Genomic DNA, 21,743 nt, shown 5'->3' with positions numbered 1-21,743 from the left:
GTTACAATTTTGAAATGTAAGTATTACGGGGGAAAACAAGCGTAACTTGTGTATACTCATTTTCAAGCGACTCAATTTGAATTTGCAAGCTTAACTTCTGACAAAGTTTTTTACAAAGATATAAGCCAATCCCCGTTGATTTACCAATCATTCGGCCATTACTACCAGTAAAGCCTTTCTCAAAAACCCGTGCTAACTCTTCGGCTTTAATGCCAATGCCGTAATCTTTAATCATTAATTCAGTTTTATCATCTGAGACTACAGTATAAAATTCTAACTTGCCGCTCTCCGCTTTTTTATATTTCACAGCATTAAAGATAATCTGATTAATAATAAAGCTTAGCCATTTTTCATCAGCTAAGACTTGTGCCTCGCAATCAAGGGTAACTTCCATATGATTTTGAATCAGCAAATACTTATTTTTCTTAACTAAATTTTTTACGACCGTTGCTAAAGAAATTTCTTGAATAAAATAATCTTTATAAACTTGTTCACTGCGAGCGTAAAACAAAGCTTGCTCCACTTGATTCTCTAATTCCGTTAAGTAGTAAATAATTCGTTGCTTTTGTTGGATTTCCACAGAATCCACCGCTAAATAAATACTGGTAATTGGTAGTTTAACTTCATGAATCCAAGCTTCAATAAAAGCTTTATACTCATCTTGTTGCACTTCTAAATGAGCAATGCTTTCTAAAGCCGACTTACTGACTTGCTCAATAATTTCTTTATACAGCTGGTCTTGATAATACCAACTTTTTTCCATCAACTCAGATAAAAGATAAGGCTTATCCAATTGTGCCAGTTGCCCATTGATTTTAGCAAAAAACTTTTTTCTTTTCCAAAAATCGTAAACTAAAAAGCCACTCAAAGCAATCAACCAAAAAATTTCAATCAAGCCAACTGTCACAAGGGTATTGCCCATACTTAATAAAAAAGCACCAAGCAAAAGCATGCCCATCAAATGAAAAAGAATCAGCAATATTTTATCGTGAAGATATTTAAAAATAGTCATATTTGATACCCAACGCCTCTTTTAGTCTGAATAAAGTCCGTGATGCCTAAATCAGCTAACTTATTCCGCAACCGCGTAACATTGACGCTTAACACATTATCGTCAATAAAAACATCATTTTCCCAAAGGTAATCAATAATATCAATTCGGGGAATCACTTCGCCTTTGCGTTGGAAAAAGTAATGCAATAGTTTGCATTCATTTTTCGTTAATTCCACTTCTTGCTCTTTATAACTAACTTTATAAGTATTTAGATTTAAAGCGACCTCATTATGCACCAGCTGTGTTTTTTCATTAGTTGGCATGGCGGTTTGTCGTTTTAATAAATTTTGAATGCGCGCTAATAATAAAGAAGGCAAATAAGGTTTACTAATGAAATCATCGCCACCCATCAACAAGCTATTCAACTCCGTTAAAACATTATTATCACTAGTTAAAAAGATAATCGGCACATCAGATTTTTGCCGTAACTCCTGACAAATCCCTTGCCCATTCGTTCCCGGTAAATTCAAATCTAAGAGCACCAAATCAGGCGCTGCTGCCAAAATTTGCTGGCTAACCTGATTGAAATCCTCAATCGCCACAACCTCATACATGGCATTCTCTAATAGTAAAACCAATTCCATGCGCACATTTTTTTCATCTTCAACAATTAAAATTTTCATTTTATCCTCCAGCTAATTAGCCCTCGTCGATTATCTTAAAATCAATAATCCTCACTCAACATCATAGCAAGAAAAATTGAAAAATTAAAGTATGAAAAGCTTTGCTAGTTATCAAAACATACTAAAAACGATAGCTTTATTTAAAACTATCGTCTAATAGATATTAAAATATGCAAAAAGAAGTTTACCAAGTAGTAGTTTATTATTTTTCCATCACCTTTTTAATTGTTGAAATAAATATTCCTTTAGGCAATAAAGAGCGTAAAGTTGTAAGATTTTTTGAATTACCTGTAGGGTATCTTAGTTTCTTTCTATTATCAGTAGAAGCTTTATAGATTGTTTCAGCAACGCCAAACGGTTCTGAGCCTTTTTCCCCATTTTTAAGTATATTTTTCATTACCTTTTCAGAATAAGATTTATAATCTTCTATGTTTTCACTATTTACCATTGTCATTGAGCGTCCATAAAAATTTGTTTTAATCACACCTGGCTCAATAATTTTAACTTGAACATTAAAAGGTTGTAATTCATATTGTAAGGATTCAGAAAAACCTTCAACTCCCCATTTAGTTGCATGATACAAAGATTGTAATGGTATGGATATTAAGCCAGCAATAGACGAAACATTAACAATAACTCCAGATTTTTGCTTCCGAAAATATGGGACTACTTCTTTTGTCACTTGAATTAATCCAAGTAAATTAGTATTAATTTGCTGATTTATTTGTTCATCGGTAAAGGTCTCAAATGCGCCGAGCGTATAGTAGCCAGCATTATTAACTAATACATCAATACCGCCAAAAATTTCTATACTTTCTTTAACGGCATTTTTAATGCTAAGAGTATCCGTTACATCACATTGTAATACTTTAAGATTATCTAATTTGGATAATTCTATCTCCTCCTGTGGATTTCGCATTGTTGCGATAACATTCCAGCCCTTTGATTGAAATAATTTTGCTGTCTGCTTTCCGATTCCTGAAGAAGCACCTGTAATAAAAACTGTTTTCATAATAACCTCCTGTATTTTATTTATAAAATAAATATAAATTATATCTAGTTAAAGTTTAAAGAAAACTGAACCATATTAGTTCAGCAAGCTCTTTACTTAATTAAATCCAATAGCGTTTTCTTTGATAATGATTCTTTCATTGCTTTTTCTGCGTCATTTAGGCATTCTATGCCACTATTAACAATTGAATCAAGATTTTCATAATCTATATTGAAATTGTGTTGTATTTTGAATAATGGTTTATCTTGCTCCACTGCCGTGAATACTTCTAACATTGATATCTCTGAAATTGATTTAGTTAACAGATTCCCGCCTTTTGCACCTTCTTTTGTGTGAATCAAACCTGCCACTCTTAATTTATTTAGTATCTTTACAGCTGTAGGATTGGGGATAGATAAATATTCTGAGATACTCCTTGTAGATAAGAAATCATAAAGGCCATCTTCAGTTTTGAAATGTATATATAGTAAAATTGATGTCGCTTGAAATGTTGCTGTAGAATATGACATTTTATAATCCTCCTAACGCCGAATTCAATATATTTATAAACAAACTATATATCGTTTATATCTAGTTGTCAATGATATATTATTAGACCTTATTTGACAATATCAACTCAAATTGTAAATAGTGAATAGCCTTTGTCTTCCGCCAAATAGTTTACCTTTACAGAAATTTGTACATTATCATTGTTTTAATATTTTTTCAGCAATAAAAAAGCTAACCCCTTTTTATCAGGCTTAGCTTAATTAAATTTCTATTTATACAACCGGAAATTGAATTTCCGTTAACCATTTTTCTTCTGGTGTGCCATTCCAGCGACCGTCAATATAAGATTCTCGTGGCAAGCCGATAATTTGATAATTATTTTCAGCGATAAACTCTAAAACCGAAGCAAATGCCCCAGGTAAATTATCATAAGAACCTTTATGAATCGCACAAATTGCTTTGGGAATTTTAGGCAGGATTTTAAATTTAATTTGCGGGCTATCATTTTTCATCTCGGTCACTGCTTCACAAATTTCTACATCAATATCGTCTTCTTTATATTCCCCATCATGATAAATATTAAAGCAATATTCTGGCGTAACGGTTTGGCAACCTAAATTTTCCAAATCGGCAGCCATTTCCACCATAATTCGGCTAAGATCACCATAATTGCTGATTGTTTCTCTTCGGGAAGCAACAATAATTTCTGGCAACTCTTTTTCAACAATTGGATATTCTAATAAAATATTAGGCTTAGCTAAATAACTTTCAATTACAGCTAAATCTTGGGTTTTATTAGCAATTTCCATCAGAATCCCTTGCTTTTTTTGTTGCAGTAAATTAGAACGAGAGACCCCTGCTTGAATTTGTTTTATCTCTTCAATACTACAGCCCAGTCGCCGCAAAGCAATAATTTCGTGCAAAACAGGTAACTGCCCCACATTATAATAACGATAGCCAGTTTCAGCATCAACATAATGGGGTTTTAAAATCCCCACTTCATCATAGTGACGTAATGTTTTGACGGTAATTTGGTTCATTTTTGAAAACAGCCCTACTTTGTAAAGACTATTTCCATGAATGGCAGGTTGATTTGCTTCAGTCATCAGGCTACTCCCATCTAAATAGTTTTAATGAGATTATTGTACCAGTTAATGCTAATAATATTAAATAAATGATTGAAAAATTTGAGAAATCATTTGAATTTAAGGAAATTGCTTTTAACAACTGAATCCCTTGTGATAAGGGTAAAAATCTTGCGATATTTTGCATGCCTTTAGGAAATAGTTCAAAAGGTATCACTGCACCAGATAACAATAGCATCGGGAAATAAACCAAAGTACAAACTAGATTGGCTTGTTTAACCGTTGAGCAAACGCTAGCAATCATCATTCCTAAGCTATACATGGAAAACATCACTAAAAAGTATGCACCAATAAATAGCAACCAAGAGCCCAACATCCGATAACCTAGAACAAATACCGCTAATAAAGTCACCCCTGTAGCTGAAGTGATTGCGGTCATAGCACCAATTGATACATGAACAGATAACAACTTTAAGGGACTAACAGGCGTTGTGAAAAAGTGTTTCAAAATCTTTTTATCACGATAATCACTAACCGTTAAGGGAATCCCCATAAATGCGGATGCACAAATTCCCACGGTAACTAAAGAAGCAAAACTTCCTTGTAAAAAAGTATAATCTCCATCAGCCACAACTTGGCTACCAGAAACTAAATTAATTAGGGCTAACACTCCCATTGGCATAATAATCCCAAAAATAATCCCGTCTAATGCTCGTAAAGAAATCTTTCCTTCTATTTTTAAAAGTTTGAAATATGTCATTTTGTACCTCCTACCATTGATAAATAGTAATCCTCTAAAGCTTGTGCATCTAGGTTTTCTTTTAACTCATTTAATGGATGTTGGGCAATCAAGTTGCCCTCTTTTAAAATCAGTAAATCATCGCATAGTTCCAAAACTTCTTCCATATAATGAGAGGTTAAAAAGATAGTTAAACCTTGTTGCTTCAACTCCTTCAATAGTTGCCAAACTTCCCGACGAGCTTCAACATCTAATCCAGTCGTTAATTCATCTAAAAAAACAATTTCTGGATTAGCAAGTAATGCAATGACTAAAGAAAGTTTTTGTTTTTGCCCACCAGATAAACCACTAACAAATTGCTTGCTTTGTTCTTGTAAACCAAACTGTTTCAATAATTGCTGATAATCTTGCGGATTAGCATATAAAGCAGACATTTCTTCACAAATTTCATAAACTTTAATATTATTTTGAAAATTTGCCGCTTGTAATTGTACTCCTACCCGTTGGAAAATTTGTTTGCGATTTTTTTGCGGAACTTTTCCAAAAATTAAATTTGTACCACTATCAATTTTTTTAATTCCTAAAATACATTCAATCAAGGTGGATTTGCCAGCCCCGTTAGGACCTAAAAGTCCTACCACTCTGCCTTGTTCTACTGAAAAACTGATATTTTTCAAGACTTGCTTTTCCTTGAATGCTTTTGAAAGCTGTTTAATCTCAATTACCTTCATCTTTTGCCCTCCTATTTGGTTTTAAGGTACTAATTGAGCATAAGCTCCGCCCTAACAGGAGAGTCAATAGGAAATTTTCACCTTTTTGGAAAAATCTGGTCCTCTTTGCCAATTATTGGTTTTCATATGGAATAATTGCTGGACAACTTGGTAAAAAATAGCTAAGCTTAAAGCTAATTCGTAGGCTAACCTACCTTGACAAACCTTTGCTTCTGTTAGCAAATTGCTAACAAATGCTTGTTCATTCTGCAATTCAATAGTTTTCATGACTGAACTTTCATCATCTTCCGCAAGTAACTCACCAAATTTTTGATTAACTAATAATGTCAAAGCTTCCTCTTCACTAGCATTTTTACTGATATCAAATAATGGCGTGGTGATAATTTCCACATACTTAGCGCTATGAATTTTAGTACATAGCTGCACACCCTTTTTAACAAACATCTTCAAAGCAACTAATTTTTCCATTAAATAGTAAACCTTTTCCGGTGCTAAATTTTGAGCAGCATGGTGAATAATAAAAGTTTGCTTGCTACCATCTTGATTCCAAAAAGTTAAGTGTAATTTTTTCATGATTGGTTTCCTCGTTTCCCTTATCAGTGATTTACTTTACACTCTATAAACGAAAGTTCGGTAGCAAAATGTCACCCTATTTTATTTTCAACTTTGATAGAATAAATCTATTTTTTATAAAAAAGGCACAAAAAAGCCATCGTCTACTGTACTTTACAGCAAACCATGACTTTTGATTTTATTTTAACTTTCCAAAATCGCCAATTGGCAAGATCCTGAATTTTGCGACTGACAATACCTCTTCTTCGGTAATACAGCCAAACATGCGACTATCTCCTGAATGTTGCCGATTATCTCCTAAAACAAATATTTGGTTTTCAGGAACTTCAACTTTAAAATCATTTGTATAAGGGTAACTTGATTTTTTTGCGTTTTCTTCAATTCTGGCTTGATTCAAATAAGGTTCGGCTTGCTTTTCACCATTAATGAAAAGCACATCGTCTTTCATTTCCAACGTATCACCGCCAACGCCAATTACTCGCTTAATATAATTACTTTCTTCGGGATTCCCAATGGAAGGAAAAACTACAATATCCCCGCGCTCAATGTCCGTTACCTGATTTTTTAAACCAATCAAATAATTGTGATCCTCTAAAGTTGGTTCCATTGAAATCCCATCGACAACCGTTGGTGAGAAAACAAAAACTCGCAAAATAATAACCACTACAGAAATCATGATATAAGGTAATAATTCTTTAATAATTTTTTTCATAGCTGCTCCTTAGCTAATTTTTTCAATTTAATTGCTACCTTAATTATTAAAGAAAGTTTCTTAGAAAGCAAGAATTTTAAGCTAAACTTAAAATTTTAAAGCAATTATTCCTCTTCTTCTTCAAAAAATAGTAATAAATCAGCTAATGTTAGTTTTTCTTTTGCTTGTTTATCTAAATCCTTAACAATTTTTCCCTTTTGTAAAACAATCAAGCGATTGCCGTAGTGTAAGGCGTCCTCCATGCGATGAGTAATCATTAAACAAGTTAATTGCTCCTGTTTAATGCGACTATCGGTTAACGCCATTAATTGCTTAGAAGTTTTCGGATCCAGGGCTGCCGTATGTTCATCTAATAGCAATAAGTCAGGCTTTTTCAAAGTTGCCATCAGTAAGCTTAAAGCTTGTCGCTGTCCGCCAGATAAGTCCCCTGTCGGTGTATCTAAATGTTTCTCTAAGCCATTCCCTACTTGACTACAAATTTCATGGTAAAGCGTCTTTTTCTCTTTTAACTCCCGCAGTTTAATTTTGCGCTTTTCCCCACGTTTTTCTGCTAATAGTAAATTTTCAGCAACTGTCATTCGCGGGGCTGTTCCCATTTTAGGATCTTGAAAGACGCGAGCTAAATATTTTGCCCGTTTTTCCTCATTCCAATTGGTAACAGTTTCTCCCATTAATTTGACGGTGCCACTAGTTAACGTTAGCGAACCGGCAATGCTATTGAATAAGGTACTTTTGCCAGCACCATTGCCCCCTAAAACAGTTACAAATTCTCCTTGATTAATCGTTAGATTGACCTCATTCATAATGACTTTCGTTTCATTAATGCCATTATTTATTTTTTTCGTTGCTTGAATTAATTCCAATACCTTTGTCATGGCCTTTACCTCCAAATAATTAAATGCCCTTTACTCTTTTTCTAAACCAGTTTTTAAATTCAATGTTTGTTTTAACTGAGGAATCATTAAGCAACAAGCTAAAATGACTGATGAAAAGATTTTTAAATAAGTTGTGTCAAAACCTAAACGAATCACTAATAAAATTAGTAATTGATAAATGATACTCCCCACCGCAATCGCCACTAACCGCGCGGCAAAAGTTAATTCACCAAACAAAACTTCTCCAATGATAATGGAAGATAAGCCAATCACAATCACCCCGGCACCTTTACTGGCATCGGCATAACCATCCCGTTGACAAATTAAAGCGCCCGCTAAAGCAATTACGCCATTTGAAAGAGTAATTCCTAAAATTTTCATAAAGTCAGTATTAATCCCAATGGAACGAGCCATGGATTCATTATCACCCGTTGCAATATACGCCTGCCCTAAATCAGTATTAAAGAAAAATAACATCAAACTAATAATAATCACTAGTGCCAATAAGCCCACCAGCACAATATCAAAATCAGCTGGCAAGCCCATTTGACTAAAAATGTCTTGCAATCTTGGTTGATTTAATAAAGAAAGATTGGAAGAACCCATCACGAATAAAATTACTGAGTTCAAAGCTGCCATCACTAAAATCCCCGCTAAAATGGATGGGATTTTCCCTTTAGTAAATAATAGTCCGGTAATTAAGCCCGCCGCCATACCAGCTAAAATCCCTAATAACGTTGCTAAAAAAGGATGAATGCCATGAACAATTGCCGTTACACAAACGGCCCCTCCTAAAGGAAATGAACCTTCTGTTGTCATATCAGGAAAATTTAAAATTCGATAAGTCATAAAAATCCCTAATCCTAAAATTGCCCATAACATTCCTTGTCCGATTGATGATACCATTATAAATTCCCCCTATTAAAAATATCATTTATTCATTAATTAGTTTTGCTTCAGCTAACACTTTTTCAGGAATTTCAATTCCTAAAAATTCGGCCTGCTGCATATTAATCACGGCTTCAACTTTAGTGTAGATATAAACTGGTGTGGTTGCAGGTTTTCTGCCATCTAAAGCATCCGCTACCATCTTCCCTGATTCAAAGCCTAAATCTTTTTGATTTTGACCAATTGACACTAAGCCGCCAGCTTCTACCATTGTATCAACTGAAGTAACGATTGGCGTCATTGATTTATTTGCTTCAGCAACCACTGTTGGCATTGCGGTTGCAATCATATTATCTTGTGGCAAATAAATATAATCGGCTTTTTCCGCCATCACTTCAACCGTCTGAGCGATTTCATTGGTGGAATTTACCACATATTCACTGACTTCTAAACCTAAAGCAGTCGCGGCCACTGTCGCTGATTCAACTTGTGATTTTGAATTATCTTCAGCAGATGAATATAAAATTCCAATTTTTTTAGCTTTTGGTAATAATTCGGCAGCTAAGGCAAATTGATCTTCAACAGATGGTCGATTGGATAAGCCGGTAATATTGCCACCAGGTTCCTCTAAAGACTGAACTAAGTCGGCTTTAATGGGATCGGTAATGGCCGCCATAATAATCGGAATACTTGAAGTTGCATTGGCCAACGATTGCGCAGCCGGTGTTGCTACACCAACTAATACATCACATTTTTTATCAATTAGCTGTTGGCTCATGGTAGCTAATTTACTTTGGTCGCCTTGACCGTTATAAAAAATTATCTCTAAGTTTTCCCCTTCCACATAACCTCTTTCTGCTAAACCTTCCACAACCCCTTCAGAAATTTGATCTAAGGCTTCATGGCTAACATATTGTAAAATCCCCACCTTTAATACTTCTTCAGTTTCTGAGTCCTTAGTGGTGGTTGTAGTAGTTACTTCTTTAACAAAAGAACCAATTAAAATTCCAAAAATAATAATTACCGCCAAAATTAAACGTCGATTGTTTTTCATAAAAAATTCCTCCAATAATTTAAATTAAACCAGCTTGACTGGTACATCAGTTTATTAACTTCTTTTAACTACAAAAAAACACTAACCATTACAATTTCTGCTGGTTAGTGTTTTAATTAAAATAAAACAAAAACCACATAGATTCTCTATGTGGTTAATTATCATTGTTTAACCGACATAGATACAATTCTTAGAAGCTACTCTAATAAGTTGTATCTATGAAGTGACTTCACAAAATACAACTACCATCTACGCCAGTTTTGCCATGAGTAATTCACTTTAAATGTAGTTGATAATTGCATGTCAATCACTTCCTTAGTCATAATAAGTTATCTGTCATTCTTTACGATAAAGTTACTATACCGAAAAAAATAACTATCGTCAACATATAAATGAAAAAAAGATGAGAATTTCTTCAACAATCTCTTTTCATCTTATAATCATTGAGTTATTACTCAGTAATTACTGCCTCTGGTTCGCTAGAAGCTAGCTGTTCTGCCGGTATTTCTTCCGGTTGTGGTTGTTCTTCCCATTGTACTTCAGGATTTTCTCCTTCAGGCACTTCTGGGGTCTCAGTACCTAAAACACCTGTAGGCATTTGATTCAAATACATAGGTAATTGATTTTCAACATCTCGCAATTCTTCATAAGTAAAGCGGACTTTTTCTATACCTTTTTCATATTGAACAAAGGTTAACTTGTCTTGCTCCAAGTTATACTGACTAGTTACTGATTCAGCCTGATAAACTAACGGGTATAAATAAACTTGCGTTCTTAATTCTTCATTAAGCTCTTTATCATTTAAATAAGTTAACATTTTTTTATATGATTTATCATTTGGTGAAGCAAACAAGACCGTTACTTGCTCCTGTTTAGCTAACTCCTCATCAATCTTACCATAATCAAAAAAAGCCACATGCTCTGAAGCAAAATCATTGTAGATTACACTATCAAGTTGAGAAGAACGAATACTTCCAATTATTCGTGGCATGAATAAACTGTAAATAATCGCAATAATTAAGGTAATGAAGGCCAATAACAACATAATTTTTTGGCGACCTGTAAGATATTCATCAAATTTAAAAAGAATACTTTTTGCGTTTTCCTCAAATTCTTCAACTTCTTTTTCTGCTACTTCAGTATCTGAAGTGTTTGTAGTATCTGATTCAACAGCTTTTGTATCTTTTTCAACTACAGCGTCTTTTTCTTTATCTTTATCTAACTCATCCAAAAAGTATCAACCCCTTTCCAAAATTAGTCTACGCCTCTATTTTATTATACTGTTCTTCAAATGGGTTGCAAGGATTTTTTTCTGTAAAAGCTGACTAAAACCGTGATTCATAAAAATATAACCTTTATAAAATATAAATATCACTATTTATTCCTGATTTTAACGAAAATCTTGGATTAATGACTCCTAAATCAGCTAATTCTTAAATTTTTCTTTCACCCTTTAAAAAAAATAAAATTAATTTTCTAAAAAAAGGAAGCGTTTTATTTTTTTGTGGTAAAATAGACTTGTTGGAAAAAGAAAGTTGTTAAACTATCATTTCTAATAAAAAATCGGCTGCCCTTCTACTAAAATCTAAACATTTAGTGAAATGGTCTATGCATGAAAATCAAACTAGTTTTCAAAAGGAACAAATTAAGAATATAGAAATGAACTAGGAGGAATAACATGAGCACAATTCAAGGAACACCAGTCAACCAGATCAAAAAAGATAATCCGCTATTTTCAAATTTTAGAGCGATTATCGAAACAAGTTTTTATGGCAATCATGTTCAAAAAATTACCGGCATTGATGAAGCCTACGAACTAGCAAAAAATGCTCCGGGAACCATTATTACCGATATTCCAGTTTATCAAGCAGAAAACCTAGGTATTCCTAGCGACGCCAAAGTTTTAGTTAACAACGATGGTAAAATCGTTGGACGAACAGCGGCTGCTAGAAGAATTATCGGGCAACCTGGTATTGATGATAAACTTTATAGTGATATTTTAAGAGAAGCCGTTTTTCAAGGAACCAAACAAGAATATTATCACGGTGAAGTTGTAGTTGGGCTGCATGAAGACTTTATGATGCGCTCTCACGTGATGATGCCAAAAGGTTTTGAGTTAGATTTTTATTCTTACTTATTGAACTTCCAAATTATGAATCAAGAATATCAAGAGCTTTACAGCCATTCTAAAGCTTATCAAGAAGGCGATGTTTATATTTATGGCGATCCTAATTGGAGCCACCCTGACTTCCCACTTGGTTTAGTCGTTTTTGATCCCCATCATAATGTCGCAGCTATTTTAGGTTTACGCTATTTTGGCGAATTTAAGAAAGCAACTTTAACTTTATCTTGGGCAACTGCCCATCGCAATGGCTTTATTGCTTGTCATGGCGGGATGAAACAATATCAATTAGCTAATCGCAAATTTACTATGGCGGCTTTTGGTTTATCTGGTTCAGGTAAATCAACCATCACTTTAGCGAAACATGGCAATAAATATGATGTGGTAGTTTTACACGATGATGCTTTTGTTATTGATAAAGAACAAGGTAAAACAACTGCCTTAGAGCCAGCATATTTTGATAAAACACAAGATTATCCAATGGATCATGAAGCCGTTAAATACTTTTTAACTTGTCAAAATGTCGGTGTTACTTTAGATGATGCGGGTAATAAAGTTTTAGTTACCGAAGATATCCGTAACGGTAATGGTCGAACTGTTAAATCACGTTTTGTTACCCCAAATCGCGTGGATCATTTAGATGAAAAAATTGATGCTGTCTTTTGGATTATGAAAGATGACAGCCTACCACCAATTGTGCGGATTGACGATCCTGTTTTAGCCGCTGTTTTCGGTGTTACTTTAGCTACAAAACGCTCAACTGCTGAAAATGTTGCACCTGGAACTGATTTGGATAGCTTAGTTATTGAACCTTTTGCTAATCCATTCCGCTGTTATCCGCTAGCCGAAGATTATCAAGATTTCCGTAATCTTTTCTCTGGTCAAGAAACAGCTTGCTACATTTTAAATACTGGCTTCTTCAATGGCAATAAAGTTACGCCTGCTGACACTTTAGGCAGTATCGAAGCAATCGTTGAAGACCAGGCAAACTTCCAAGACTTCGGACCAATGACTGCTATGAGCTACTTGCCAGTTGAAGGTCATGAGCCTAATTTCCATGATCAAGAATATATTACTAAATTACGAAAAGGCATGGAAAATCGTCTACGCTTCATTCAAGAAATGCGAGAAGAAAACGAAGGCTACAATGCCCTACCAGAAGAAACTTCTTTATTGATTCAACATCTAATTTTAGAATTAGAAAACGTTCAAGATTAATAGAAAAAAACCAGAGCAAGACTTTTAACAAGTTTTGCTCTGGTTTTTTAATCTTTAAAAATCTTTCATCAACTTTAATAGTAAACTCCCGATTAAAGTAATTCCAGCAAAAATGGCAAATAACCAAGGCGCTGCTTGCCAGCCTATAAAACTAAAAATACTATTTCCTAAAATCGGTCCTACCACCGAACCGATTTTAACTATTTCACCAAAAATAAAAGCCGAACTTTTAGTCGTATCATCAGCTAATTTATCCACCGCATAATCGTAATTACTGCCTAATAGAATTTCTCCCAATACATAGCTCCCTAAAAATAGCAACATTCCCCACATTTTTGTAAGATACGGAGCAAATAATAAACAAATTGCCAAATTAAGATTGCTAACTATTAATTTTTGCTTCATAGAATATTTTTTAGTTATTTTCATAATCGGAAATTGTAAAAAAATAATTAATAAACCACTAGTAGAAAGTAATTTTCGATAAATCGCAAGGCCCTGTTTTCCTTGATAAATTAAAAACTGTGGAATCGTTGATTGCAATTGCGAATAAGCAAAATACGAAAAAGTGACTGCCACGATTAACAAAATGAATTGTTTTTTCAAGCTAATTGATTTATTTTCTTCCCTACTCTGTTTGCTATTTAATTGATTGTCATCTTCTATAATGACTAAGCTACAATTCAACAACCCTACTATGAAATAAGCGAAACTTAAAATTAAATGACTATTCAAATCATTCAATTGAAAGTAATTATTTAGCAATGGTCCAATCACAGCCCCAAAATTAATTAAAGTATAGCGTAGATTAAAAATTTTTAAACGCATTTGCTCTTCAGACAAAAGCGAAAGCGCCAGCTTAACTTGTGGTTCATAGCAAGCTAACCAAAAACCATTTAAGCCATTCAAAATAAATAAAGAGACAAACATCTGACTATTCGCCAACAACATATTACTTATGCCACTACCAAAAGCAATTAAGATAAGCCATGTTTTTAATGGCAAATGATTACTTATTTTAGGAACAATCAGCAAACTTAACAAATGAAAAATGGCCTGACTACTGACAATTACGCCAATTTCAACTGGAGAAATATTTCCCAAATTTACTAAATAAAAAGTTAAAAATGGTGTCGTCATAAAATACGCAACTCTTGAAATCGCAATTCCTAGCAATAATAAACCAATATTTTTATTCATTTCAAAATAACTCCCTTACCTTAGTTAACTTCTAAGATACAGGAAACTGCTTTTTCTAAGTATTTATGTTAGTATACTAACATAATAGCCAATAGGAGAACTTATATGAATTACGGTAAAACTATTCAAAAAATTCGTAAAGCTAAGGGAATTTCGCAAAGTTCCTTAGCAAAAGATATTATGAGTCGGGGAAACTTATCTAATTTTGAAAATGGTCATTACTTACCTAGTTTCGATAAAGTCGTCGCCTTGCTTGAACGCTTAAATATTTCTGTTGAAGAATTTTTATTTTACAGCCAAGAAAAAAAGCTCATTAAATTTAATCATGAAACTTTAGTTACTATTGAAAATCAAGGGAGTTTAATTGAGCTAAAACAGTACGCTCAGGAAATCGATCAAGCTTATCGGTCAACTCCACAATTAAAAGAACTTTATTATTTATCTCAATACTTATTAATTATTCACCAACAACCCGCTCAGCTTGATTTAGAAAAAATCAGTCAAGCAATTAAACCACAACTATTTCAAAATAATCACTGGTATACTTATGAATATCGCTTATATAATAACTACTTTTTCTTATTCACTTGGGAAGAAAATCAGCTGCTTTACAAAAAGGTTTTAGGAAATATTCAAAAGCAGAATTTATTATTATCCTCACAATATCTTTTGCAACTGACCCTAAACTATGTCATTCAAGCTATTGAAAATCAGCAAAAAAAGGCTGCTTCTCAAGGGTTAAAACTAGCTAAACAAGAAGCCAGCGCTCATAATTTCTTGCAACCATTAATCACCATTCACTATTTAGAAACTGTTTTAGTTGAAGAAAGTGCTACTTTTTTAGCTAAAATTGAAGAATTGAATATCCCACAATTGAAAAATTATCTGCAAAAACTATTATAGAAAAACAAGCCAGCTGGTTCAGCTTACTGAACCAACTAGCTTGTTTTCTTTATATAATCCGATACTTATCATAAGCGATTTGTAAACATTCATTAATTTTTGCAAAACTCAACATTAAATCAAAGCGTTCAAATGATAAAATGAAAAATAATGATTTTAAAAACTGCAACCACCAAACATTGTAATAACCTTTTTCTACCACTATTCCTTGAGCTTTTGTTAACCAATTAGCTAAAATTTCATCTGTTATCTTCTGTTCCTTTAATAACTGGCTTATCACTCTTGCTAAACGACCTTCTTCGCCATATAAAAATTCTTCTACTTCAAATAAAGCATATTCAATACAATCAAAAATTGCTAAAGTATCTTTTGACGTAAACTGCTCCAAGCGTGAAAGTTGCTTCAATAAGTCAGCGCCATGAGCAAAGGCGTGAGCCCAACCTTTTTCCTCAACATAACCCCGATAATCTTTTTCTGTTTGCATATATTTAATGCCTAAACAAATCAGTTGGCTTTCTTCAATGTCTGTTAGCCAATTTTTTTGACAATGATTTTCTATCAATGCAGCTAATAATAAACTGGAAAAACTGCGAGTAAAAGTTGCATCAGTAAAAGTTTTTTCAATTTCAAAAAACAAATTTTCTGTCAATGAAACATTTAATAACTGTCGCTTTTGAGCCAATGAGATTAAATTTTTACTAAATAATTCTTTCCAAGAAGAATAAATCAACTCATCTCTTAACTGAGAGTCGCAGTTGCCAATATTAACAATCATTAAAGTTAAAATTTCATCGGAAATGGGTTGCTGACTGGCAATAGCAAGTTGAATTTCATTTTTAGCTGTCATTTTCTTCACTCCTTTAGCTTAACATAAAGAACCTTTGCTTCAGTTAACAACTGCTAGCAAGGGTCCTTTTCTATCATTTAATGCTTATTTCCGTTTCTTTTTCTTCTTCTTGTTTTTCTTCACCATGCGATTCATGGCCATTTTGCCTATTTTACCTTTAACGCCGGTGCCAAACATTTGATCCATTCCAGCAGGCATGCTGCCTTTGGACATTTGTTGCATCATTTTTTGCGATTCTTTAAATTGTTTCAAGAAACGACTAACCTCAACCACACTATTACCAGAACCAGCCGCAATTCGACGACGACGACTTGGATTTAAGATATCGGGATTTTTTCTTTCCGCTGGTGTCATAGAAGAAATAATCGCTTTTTTACGGTTAACATCTTTCGGATCCATTTTGACATTTTCAATTCCTGGCATTTGGCTCATACCCGGAATCATTTTAACTAAGTCTTCCAACGGCCCCATATTCATCACTTGGTCCATTTGCTCAGCAAAATCATCTAAGTCAAAAGAATTTTCCTGAATTTTGCGGGCTAAATCTTCGGCTTGTTTTTCATCATATTCTTGTTGGGCTTTTTCAATTAAAGTCAGCATATCCCCCATACCAAGGATTCGACTAGACATCCGGTCTGGGTGGAAAATTTCTAAGTCAGTTAATTTTTCACCAGAACCGATAAATTTGATTGGTGCGCCTGTTACGGAACGAATTGATAGCGCCGCACCACCACGGGTATCGCCATCAAGTTTAGTAATTACAACCCCAGTAATGCCTAATTGCTGATTAAAGCTGTCAGCAACATTAACAGCATCTTGCCCAGTCATAGCATCAACAACTAATAAAATTTCATCTGGTTGGGCTAATTCTTTAATTTGTTTTAATTCATCCATCAACGCTTCGTCAATATGTAAACGACCAGCGGTATCAATGATGACATAATCATTATGTTTTTCAGCAGCTAAAGCCATCCCTTGACGAACGATTTCAACTGGTGAAACATCTGTCCCCATATCAAAAACAGGAACATCTAGTTGTTGCCCTAAAACTTTTAACTGATCAATCGCTGCTGGACGATAAACGTCCCCTGCAATCATTAAAGGTCGGGCTTTTTCTGTTTGAATTAAATGTTTCGCTAATTTCCCAGCAAAAGTTGTTTTACCTGCCCCTTGTAAACCAACCATCATAATTACGGTTGGAATCTTAGGTGATTTGTTCAGCGGAACCGTTTCTTCCCCTAAAGTTTTCGTTAACTCTTCATCAACGATTTTAACGATTTGTTGGGCTGGTGATAAACTATCTAAAACTTCTGAACCCACCGCTCGTTCTCTTACACTTTTGGTAAATTCTTTAACAACTTGCAAGTTAACATCGGCTTCTAATAGTGCTAAGCGAATTTCTCGCATCATTTCTTTTACGTCTGCTTCAGTAATTTTTCCTTTGCGGCGTAATTTACCCATAGCCGCCTGTAAACGTTCTGTCAAATTTTCAAATGCCATTTATATATTCATTCCTTTACTCGTCAATTTCTTGGATTTTATGAATTAATTCAGATAATGTTTGATCTTTTGGATAAGTTTCTGAAATGTAAGTTTCCATTTCCTCTAATAATTCTCCCCGAACAAAATAATCAGAAAAAAGATGCAATTTTTTTTCATAATCTTCTAAAATTTTTTCTGTTCGCTTAATATTATCATAAACTGCTTGCCGACTCACTTGAAATTCTTCGGCAATTTCCCCTAAAGAAAAATCATCTGCATAATAAAGCTCCATATAATTCATTTGTTTTTCAGTTAATAATGTTGAATAAAACTCAAACAAAGCGTTCATTCGATTGGTCTTTTCAATTTCCATAAGTTATGCAACCACCTTTATCTTTCTTGATTGACTAGCCATTCCTCTTCTGTGATTACTTGCAACCCTTGAGAAATGAAATAGGCTGTTGCAACGCCAACATCGGCTTTTTTTATGCCTGAAAAACTGCCATCATAAATCAGTTGACTGCCACAAGAAGGACTATTTGCTTTTAAAACAAGATAATCAATCGAGTGCTTTTTTAATTCTTGATAAGCTTGAATGGCGCCTGCTTTAAAAGCTGCTGTGACGTTCTCACCGGTTTTCGTTACGACTTGGGCGTTTCCTTGCCAAACATCAAAACCATCGCCACCGACAATTTCTGAAGGTGTGCGGGGCGTTGGCAGTCCACCTAATACTTCCGGACAGACAACGATAGCTTTTTTATCTGCTACTAGTTGCTGCAAAGCTGCAACTGTATTATTTTTACCATCATAGCGACAGCAAATCCCACCTAAACAAGCACTGATTGCTAACATGCTGAACCTCCAACATTAAATTGCCTTTTTATTATAACATTTAATCAAGAGTAACAATAGTATTTCCTAGTAATTCTATGTTAAAATGAAGAAAATTTACTACTTTTTAAGTTGTAAAATGTCCTAATCATGATTACTTTAATTTAAGTAAGGAGCACCTTTATGAAGCATGTTCTCGTCGTTGATGATGAACCATCAATTTTGACTTTATTAACTTTTAATTTGGAAAAAGCTGGTTATCAAGTAACTACTGCTGAAGATGGCAAATTAGCTTATCAATTAGCCATGGAAAAATCTTTTGATTTTATTATTTTAGATTTAATGCTACCTAGTATGGACGGCTTAGATATTACCCGCCATTTACGGCAAGAAAAAATTGACACCCCGATTTTAATTTTAACCGCCAAAGACGAACAAATTGATCGAATTTTAGGCTTAGAAATGGGCGCAGACGATTATTTAGCTAAACCTTTTAGTCCGCGAGAAGTTTTAGCCCGCATGAAAGCTATTTTTCGACGAATGGAACCCCGGCAAGAAAAAACGCCAGCTCCTACTGTCACTGAAGAATCGGAAGATGAGTGGTTGCAAGTTGGTGAAATTCAAGCGAATTTAATTAATTATCAAGCCTTAGTAAACAATCAAGAAATTATGCTAACCCCTAAAGAATTTGAATTGTTGGTTTATTTTATGAAAAGAAAAAATCGCGTGATTAATCGGGAAACGTTGCTACAACGGGTTTGGCAATTTGATTTTTCTGGTCAAAGCCGAATTGTTGATGTCCATATTAGTAATTTAAGAGAAAAAATCGAAGTCGATCCCAAACACCCACAATATTTGCAAACGGTGCGGGGCTTTGGCTATCGCTTTCAGGAGCCTAAATAACTATGACTAAAAAAAACACAGAACCGCTTTTAGCTTTATGTTTAGTTTCGATTCTCTTCTTTACTAGCTGGTATAGTTTGTCAGCCTTTTTTAAAACCGAAGTCATTCAGCAACAAGAAACTTATTTATTAAAAAAAGGCCAATTACTGACTAATCAATTAGTTAAAAAAGATTTTACGGCTGAAACGAATGATGACGACTGGTTAAACAGCTGGCTTTCCAATCAACAAGAACGCATCACTCTTTTAGATGATGAAGGTCAGATTCTTTATGATACTTATCAACCAGAGCTTTCTGGTAGTCACGAAAATCGCCCTGAAATTCAAAGTATTTTAGCAGGTGCCTCTAACAGTCAAGCTTTAAGAGAGAGCACCACCCAAAAAGATGAGATTTTATATGTCGCCTTACCTATTATGCAAGGGGATCAATTGACAGGGATTGTGCGAATTGCTGAACCAACCGCCCATTTCCAACCACAAATTACCCGTTTTCGTCATAAAATTTTCAGCTTGTTAATTTGGCCCTTTTTAGTTATCGTCGGTTTATTGGCTTATTTTATCCGTCAAAAAAACCGCCCTTTAGAGACGGTCTTGCCGGTATTGAAAAAATTAGTGAAGCATCCGGAACGTTCAGGCAGTATTTTACAAGCCTCTAATCAGTGGGAAGATTTATATCATACTGTTAATCAATTAGGGAAAAAAATGAATGTAACTTATTTGGCCTACACCTCCATTGAAAATCGCTTTTACACCCTACTTAACGATTTAATGATTGGCGTTTTTATCATTGATAATCAAGGCCGTTTATTAATGGCCAATAAAAAAATGTTGCAACATTTAAACTTACAAGAATTAGATTCCACTGTGCCTTATACCGAACTGATTCAAGATTTAGAATTGATTCGTTTATTGCACCAAGTAGATAAAGATAATCCTTTTCTTCAAGAAGTCATTACAATGAAAGAACCTTATGAACAAATTCTTGATATTTCGCTGCGTTATTTTCAAGAAAGCCAAGAAGATATTCAACTTTTAGGTATCGCTTATGATTTAACTCGCATTCATCAATTGGAAAAGAAACAGCGGGATTTTGTCGGCAATGTTTCTCATGAACTAAAAACACCAGTTACTTCTTTAATTGGCTTTACCGAAACTTTATTAGATGGTGGTAAAGACGATCCTGAAACGCTAACTGCTTTCCTTGAAATCATGCAAAAAGAAGCTTATCGCCTACAAGAATTAATTCAAGATATCTTGCAACTTTCTCGTGATGAACAAAGCACGGTTTATGAAGAAGTCGCGATCGACTTAAAAGCTTTCATTGAAAATGTGGCTAACAGCTATCAAAAAACATTAACAGAAAAACAATTAACCTTGACCGTTAGCGGCCCTACTCCTTATCAGCTAACAACGCAAATTCAATTATTTCAACCAATTATTAAAAACTTAATTGAAAATGCAATTTACTATTCATCAGATCAAGGCGCAATTACGATTACTTATCAAGAACTACCACAAACGGTGCAAATAATCGTTAAAGATACCGGAATTGGTATTGAAGAAACCGAACAAGAAAGAATTTTTGAACGCTTTTATCGGGTGGATAAAGCCCGTAGCCGTAACTCTGGCGGAACCGGTTTAGGTTTATCCATTGTAAAAGAGTATGTTGAACTATTAGGTGGGAAAATTACCGTTAACAGCCAGCTGCAACAAGGAACTACTTTTACTGTCGAATTACCAAGAAAATAAAAAGAGACTGAGATACAAGCCAGCGCTCATTAAAGCGGCTGTATTTCAGTCTTTTTATTTTGTCTTTAAAGCAATTAAATCAGCTTTAGCATATTGATGTTGCCCTTTTTGCTGTTTCTTAAAATTCCAACAAGTAATGGCTTCTTTTAATGTTCTATTTTTATTATCAGCAAAAAAGTCACGGATATAAGTATTATATTTAAATTGTTGATTTATCTTCGTTTTTCCTGTCTTTTTTTCTGCTAAAATTTGCTGATAAGCACTGATTGCTTCTTGATACGTTTTGCCACTGTTGTTTTTTAACCATTTTTGAAAGACGACATTAAATGAAAAATTTTTACCAATTTCTTTTTTGAAAAATTCTCGGTGAACCTCGGAACAAACAAAATTTTCTTCAATAATTGAAGTTAAAGTTAGCGGCTCTAGTAAATTTTTCTTAGTTACGCTGGCTTTTTTTATCGTTAGTGATTTGCCAGTTTCTAAGTAATAGGCAATAATTTCGGTTAAATCAGTCTTACTGCCAGTCGCTTGCAAAGCTTCTTGTTTACAAAAAGCTTGCAACTCTGTTTTTAGAAAATAGGTTGTCTTAAAATCGGCAACTGACATATTTTTATTAAGGATTGCCATCAGTCTGCTCCTCTATTTTTTCATTTA

General features: G+C 34.1%; 23 protein-coding genes. 4 read left to right on the top strand and 19 right to left on the bottom strand.

What is annotated here, in order from left to right:
* Window position 1: 1 nt before the first annotated feature.
* The 13 genes from M2139_RS05760 to M2139_RS05700 all read right to left on the bottom strand — a co-directional run bounded on the left by M2139_RS05760 (window position 2) and on the right by M2139_RS05700 (window position 11,066).
* On the bottom strand, window positions 2-1,012 hold the full coding sequence (locus M2139_RS05760; RefSeq protein WP_280737871.1) for a sensor histidine kinase: 1,011 nt from the start codon (window positions 1,010-1,012) through the stop codon (window positions 2-4).
* The gene (locus M2139_RS05755) at window positions 1,009-1,677 is read right to left on the bottom strand and encodes a response regulator transcription factor (protein ID WP_280737869.1); all 669 of its coding nucleotides are present in this window, start codon (window positions 1,675-1,677) and stop codon (window positions 1,009-1,011) included. Before M2139_RS05755 ends, M2139_RS05760 begins: the two co-directional genes overlap by 4 nt.
* Before the next feature lie 202 nt (window positions 1,678-1,879).
* Window positions 1,880-2,689 carry an SDR family oxidoreductase gene (locus M2139_RS05750; protein ID WP_280737868.1) on the bottom strand — a complete coding sequence of 270 codons (810 nt, stop codon included), beginning with the start codon at window positions 2,687-2,689 and terminating at the stop codon, window positions 1,880-1,882.
* 92 nt (window positions 2,690-2,781) lie between these two features.
* Complete coding sequence (locus tag M2139_RS05745; RefSeq protein WP_280737866.1) at window positions 2,782-3,198, bottom strand: Rrf2 family transcriptional regulator; 417 nt, start codon at window positions 3,196-3,198, stop codon at window positions 2,782-2,784.
* A gap of 252 nt (window positions 3,199-3,450) precedes the next feature.
* The gene (locus tag M2139_RS05740; RefSeq protein ID WP_280737865.1) at window positions 3,451-4,284 is read right to left on the bottom strand and encodes a MerR family transcriptional regulator; all 834 of its coding nucleotides are present in this window, start codon (window positions 4,282-4,284) and stop codon (window positions 3,451-3,453) included.
* A gap of 4 nt (window positions 4,285-4,288) precedes the next feature.
* A complete protein-coding gene (locus M2139_RS05735) occupies window positions 4,289-5,023 on the bottom strand; it encodes an ABC transporter permease (RefSeq protein WP_280737864.1) in 735 nt (244 codons plus the stop codon).
* A complete protein-coding gene (locus tag M2139_RS05730; protein WP_280737863.1) occupies window positions 5,020-5,733 on the bottom strand; it encodes an ABC transporter ATP-binding protein in 714 nt (237 codons plus the stop codon). The genes M2139_RS05735 and M2139_RS05730 overlap by 4 nt, the downstream gene beginning before the upstream one ends.
* Before the next feature lie 63 nt (window positions 5,734-5,796).
* Complete coding sequence (locus M2139_RS05725) at window positions 5,797-6,306, bottom strand: DUF2922 domain-containing protein (RefSeq protein ID WP_280737862.1); 510 nt, start codon at window positions 6,304-6,306, stop codon at window positions 5,797-5,799.
* 178 nt (window positions 6,307-6,484) lie between these two features.
* On the bottom strand, window positions 6,485-7,018 hold the full coding sequence (gene lepB, locus M2139_RS05720) for a signal peptidase I (protein ID WP_280737861.1): 534 nt from the start codon (window positions 7,016-7,018) through the stop codon (window positions 6,485-6,487).
* A gap of 104 nt (window positions 7,019-7,122) precedes the next feature.
* The gene (locus M2139_RS05715) at window positions 7,123-7,893 is read right to left on the bottom strand and encodes an ATP-binding cassette domain-containing protein (RefSeq protein WP_280737860.1); all 771 of its coding nucleotides are present in this window, start codon (window positions 7,891-7,893) and stop codon (window positions 7,123-7,125) included.
* 30 nt (window positions 7,894-7,923) lie between these two features.
* Entirely contained in the window at window positions 7,924-8,802 is an 879-nt protein-coding gene (locus M2139_RS05710; protein ID WP_280737928.1) for an ABC transporter permease, read from the bottom strand.
* Between the two features lie 25 nt (window positions 8,803-8,827).
* Window positions 8,828-9,835 carry a tryptophan ABC transporter substrate-binding protein gene (gene trpX, locus M2139_RS05705; protein ID WP_280737859.1) on the bottom strand — a complete coding sequence of 336 codons (1,008 nt, stop codon included), beginning with the start codon at window positions 9,833-9,835 and terminating at the stop codon, window positions 8,828-8,830.
* A 451-nt stretch (window positions 9,836-10,286) separates the two neighbouring features.
* On the bottom strand, window positions 10,287-11,066 hold the full coding sequence (locus M2139_RS05700; RefSeq protein WP_280737858.1) for a hypothetical protein: 780 nt from the start codon (window positions 11,064-11,066) through the stop codon (window positions 10,287-10,289).
* Between the two features lie 447 nt (window positions 11,067-11,513).
* On the opposite strand from M2139_RS05700, the gene M2139_RS05695 reads away from it, so the two are divergent.
* Complete coding sequence (locus tag M2139_RS05695; RefSeq protein WP_280737857.1) at window positions 11,514-13,175, top strand: phosphoenolpyruvate carboxykinase (ATP); 1,662 nt, start codon at window positions 11,514-11,516, stop codon at window positions 13,173-13,175.
* 54 nt (window positions 13,176-13,229) lie between these two features.
* On the opposite strand, the gene M2139_RS05690 is transcribed toward M2139_RS05695, so the two are convergent.
* The gene (locus tag M2139_RS05690; RefSeq protein ID WP_280737856.1) at window positions 13,230-14,375 is read right to left on the bottom strand and encodes an MFS transporter; all 1,146 of its coding nucleotides are present in this window, start codon (window positions 14,373-14,375) and stop codon (window positions 13,230-13,232) included.
* 105 nt (window positions 14,376-14,480) lie between these two features.
* Here M2139_RS05690 and M2139_RS05685 point away from each other — a divergent pair, with 105 nt between their 5' ends.
* Entirely contained in the window at window positions 14,481-15,278 is a 798-nt protein-coding gene (locus M2139_RS05685; protein WP_280737855.1) for a helix-turn-helix transcriptional regulator, read from the top strand.
* Between the two features lie 49 nt (window positions 15,279-15,327).
* Here the strand turns inward: M2139_RS05685 and M2139_RS05680 are convergent, their stop codons facing one another.
* The 4 genes from M2139_RS05680 to M2139_RS05665 all read right to left on the bottom strand — a co-directional run bounded on the left by M2139_RS05680 (window position 15,328) and on the right by M2139_RS05665 (window position 18,459).
* On the bottom strand, window positions 15,328-16,125 hold the full coding sequence (locus tag M2139_RS05680; RefSeq protein WP_280737854.1) for a DUF2785 domain-containing protein: 798 nt from the start codon (window positions 16,123-16,125) through the stop codon (window positions 15,328-15,330).
* Window positions 16,126-16,209: 84 nt separating this feature from the next.
* On the bottom strand, window positions 16,210-17,625 hold the full coding sequence (gene ffh / locus M2139_RS05675; RefSeq protein ID WP_280737853.1) for a signal recognition particle protein: 1,416 nt from the start codon (window positions 17,623-17,625) through the stop codon (window positions 16,210-16,212).
* 16 nt (window positions 17,626-17,641) lie between these two features.
* Window positions 17,642-17,980 carry a putative DNA-binding protein gene (locus M2139_RS05670; protein WP_280737852.1) on the bottom strand — a complete coding sequence of 113 codons (339 nt, stop codon included), beginning with the start codon at window positions 17,978-17,980 and terminating at the stop codon, window positions 17,642-17,644.
* Window positions 17,981-17,997: 17 nt separating this feature from the next.
* Window positions 17,998-18,459: a DUF523 domain-containing protein gene (locus M2139_RS05665; protein ID WP_280737851.1), complete on the bottom strand. Its 462-nt coding sequence runs from the start codon at window positions 18,457-18,459 to the stop codon at window positions 17,998-18,000.
* A gap of 162 nt (window positions 18,460-18,621) precedes the next feature.
* Between M2139_RS05665 and M2139_RS05660 the strand changes: the two genes are divergently transcribed.
* Complete coding sequence (locus tag M2139_RS05660; RefSeq protein WP_280737850.1) at window positions 18,622-19,341, top strand: response regulator transcription factor; 720 nt, start codon at window positions 18,622-18,624, stop codon at window positions 19,339-19,341.
* A gap of 2 nt (window positions 19,342-19,343) precedes the next feature.
* Window positions 19,344-21,089, top strand: a complete 1,746-nt coding sequence (locus M2139_RS05655) for an ATP-binding protein (RefSeq protein WP_280737849.1) — start codon at window positions 19,344-19,346, stop codon at window positions 21,087-21,089.
* Window positions 21,090-21,143: 54 nt separating this feature from the next.
* On the opposite strand, the gene M2139_RS05650 is transcribed toward M2139_RS05655, so the two are convergent.
* A complete protein-coding gene (locus tag M2139_RS05650; protein ID WP_280737848.1) occupies window positions 21,144-21,716 on the bottom strand; it encodes a DUF6434 domain-containing protein in 573 nt (190 codons plus the stop codon).
* Between the last annotated feature and the right edge of the window lie 27 nt (window positions 21,717-21,743).

The sequence above is a fragment of the Enterococcus sp. PF1-24 genome (assembly GCF_029893325.1).
Taxonomy (GTDB): Bacteria; Bacillota; Bacilli; order Lactobacillales; family Enterococcaceae; genus HY326.
This window is presented reverse-complemented; position numbering and strand designations above follow the sequence as displayed.

What these genes read in the sequence shown, in the direction of transcription:
- M2139_RS05760 (WP_280737871.1), bottom strand. Translation starts at nt 1,012, where the DNA reads ATGACTATTTTTAAATATCTTCACGATAAAATATTGCTGATTCTTTTT.
- M2139_RS05755 (WP_280737869.1), bottom strand. Translation starts at nt 1,677, where the DNA reads ATGAAAATTTTAATTGTTGAAGATGAAAAAAATGTGCGCATGGAATTG.
- M2139_RS05750 (WP_280737868.1), bottom strand. Translation starts at nt 2,689, where the DNA reads ATGAAAACAGTTTTTATTACAGGTGCTTCTTCAGGAATCGGAAAGCAG.
- M2139_RS05745 (WP_280737866.1), bottom strand. Translation starts at nt 3,198, where the DNA reads ATGTCATATTCTACAGCAACATTTCAAGCGACATCAATTTTACTATAT.
- M2139_RS05740 (WP_280737865.1), bottom strand. Translation starts at nt 4,284, where the DNA reads ATGACTGAAGCAAATCAACCTGCCATTCATGGAAATAGTCTTTACAAA.
- M2139_RS05735 (WP_280737864.1), bottom strand. Translation starts at nt 5,023, where the DNA reads ATGACATATTTCAAACTTTTAAAAATAGAAGGAAAGATTTCTTTACGA.
- M2139_RS05730 (WP_280737863.1), bottom strand. Translation starts at nt 5,733, where the DNA reads ATGAAGGTAATTGAGATTAAACAGCTTTCAAAAGCATTCAAGGAAAAG.
- M2139_RS05725 (WP_280737862.1), bottom strand. Translation starts at nt 6,306, where the DNA reads ATGAAAAAATTACACTTAACTTTTTGGAATCAAGATGGTAGCAAGCAA.
- lepB (WP_280737861.1), bottom strand. Translation starts at nt 7,018, where the DNA reads ATGAAAAAAATTATTAAAGAATTATTACCTTATATCATGATTTCTGTA.
- M2139_RS05715 (WP_280737860.1), bottom strand. Translation starts at nt 7,893, where the DNA reads ATGACAAAGGTATTGGAATTAATTCAAGCAACGAAAAAAATAAATAAT.
- trpX (WP_280737859.1), bottom strand. Translation starts at nt 9,835, where the DNA reads ATGAAAAACAATCGACGTTTAATTTTGGCGGTAATTATTATTTTTGGA.
- M2139_RS05695 (WP_280737857.1), top strand. Translation starts at nt 11,514, where the DNA reads ATGAGCACAATTCAAGGAACACCAGTCAACCAGATCAAAAAAGATAAT.
- M2139_RS05690 (WP_280737856.1), bottom strand. Translation starts at nt 14,375, where the DNA reads ATGAATAAAAATATTGGTTTATTATTGCTAGGAATTGCGATTTCAAGA.
- M2139_RS05685 (WP_280737855.1), top strand. Translation starts at nt 14,481, where the DNA reads ATGAATTACGGTAAAACTATTCAAAAAATTCGTAAAGCTAAGGGAATT.
- M2139_RS05680 (WP_280737854.1), bottom strand. Translation starts at nt 16,125, where the DNA reads ATGACAGCTAAAAATGAAATTCAACTTGCTATTGCCAGTCAGCAACCC.
- ffh (WP_280737853.1), bottom strand. Translation starts at nt 17,625, where the DNA reads ATGGCATTTGAAAATTTGACAGAACGTTTACAGGCGGCTATGGGTAAA.
- M2139_RS05670 (WP_280737852.1), bottom strand. Translation starts at nt 17,980, where the DNA reads ATGGAAATTGAAAAGACCAATCGAATGAACGCTTTGTTTGAGTTTTAT.
- M2139_RS05665 (WP_280737851.1), bottom strand. Translation starts at nt 18,459, where the DNA reads ATGTTAGCAATCAGTGCTTGTTTAGGTGGGATTTGCTGTCGCTATGAT.
- M2139_RS05660 (WP_280737850.1), top strand. Translation starts at nt 18,622, where the DNA reads ATGAAGCATGTTCTCGTCGTTGATGATGAACCATCAATTTTGACTTTA.
- M2139_RS05655 (WP_280737849.1), top strand. Translation starts at nt 19,344, where the DNA reads ATGACTAAAAAAAACACAGAACCGCTTTTAGCTTTATGTTTAGTTTCG.
- M2139_RS05650 (WP_280737848.1), bottom strand. Translation starts at nt 21,716, where the DNA reads ATGGCAATCCTTAATAAAAATATGTCAGTTGCCGATTTTAAGACAACC.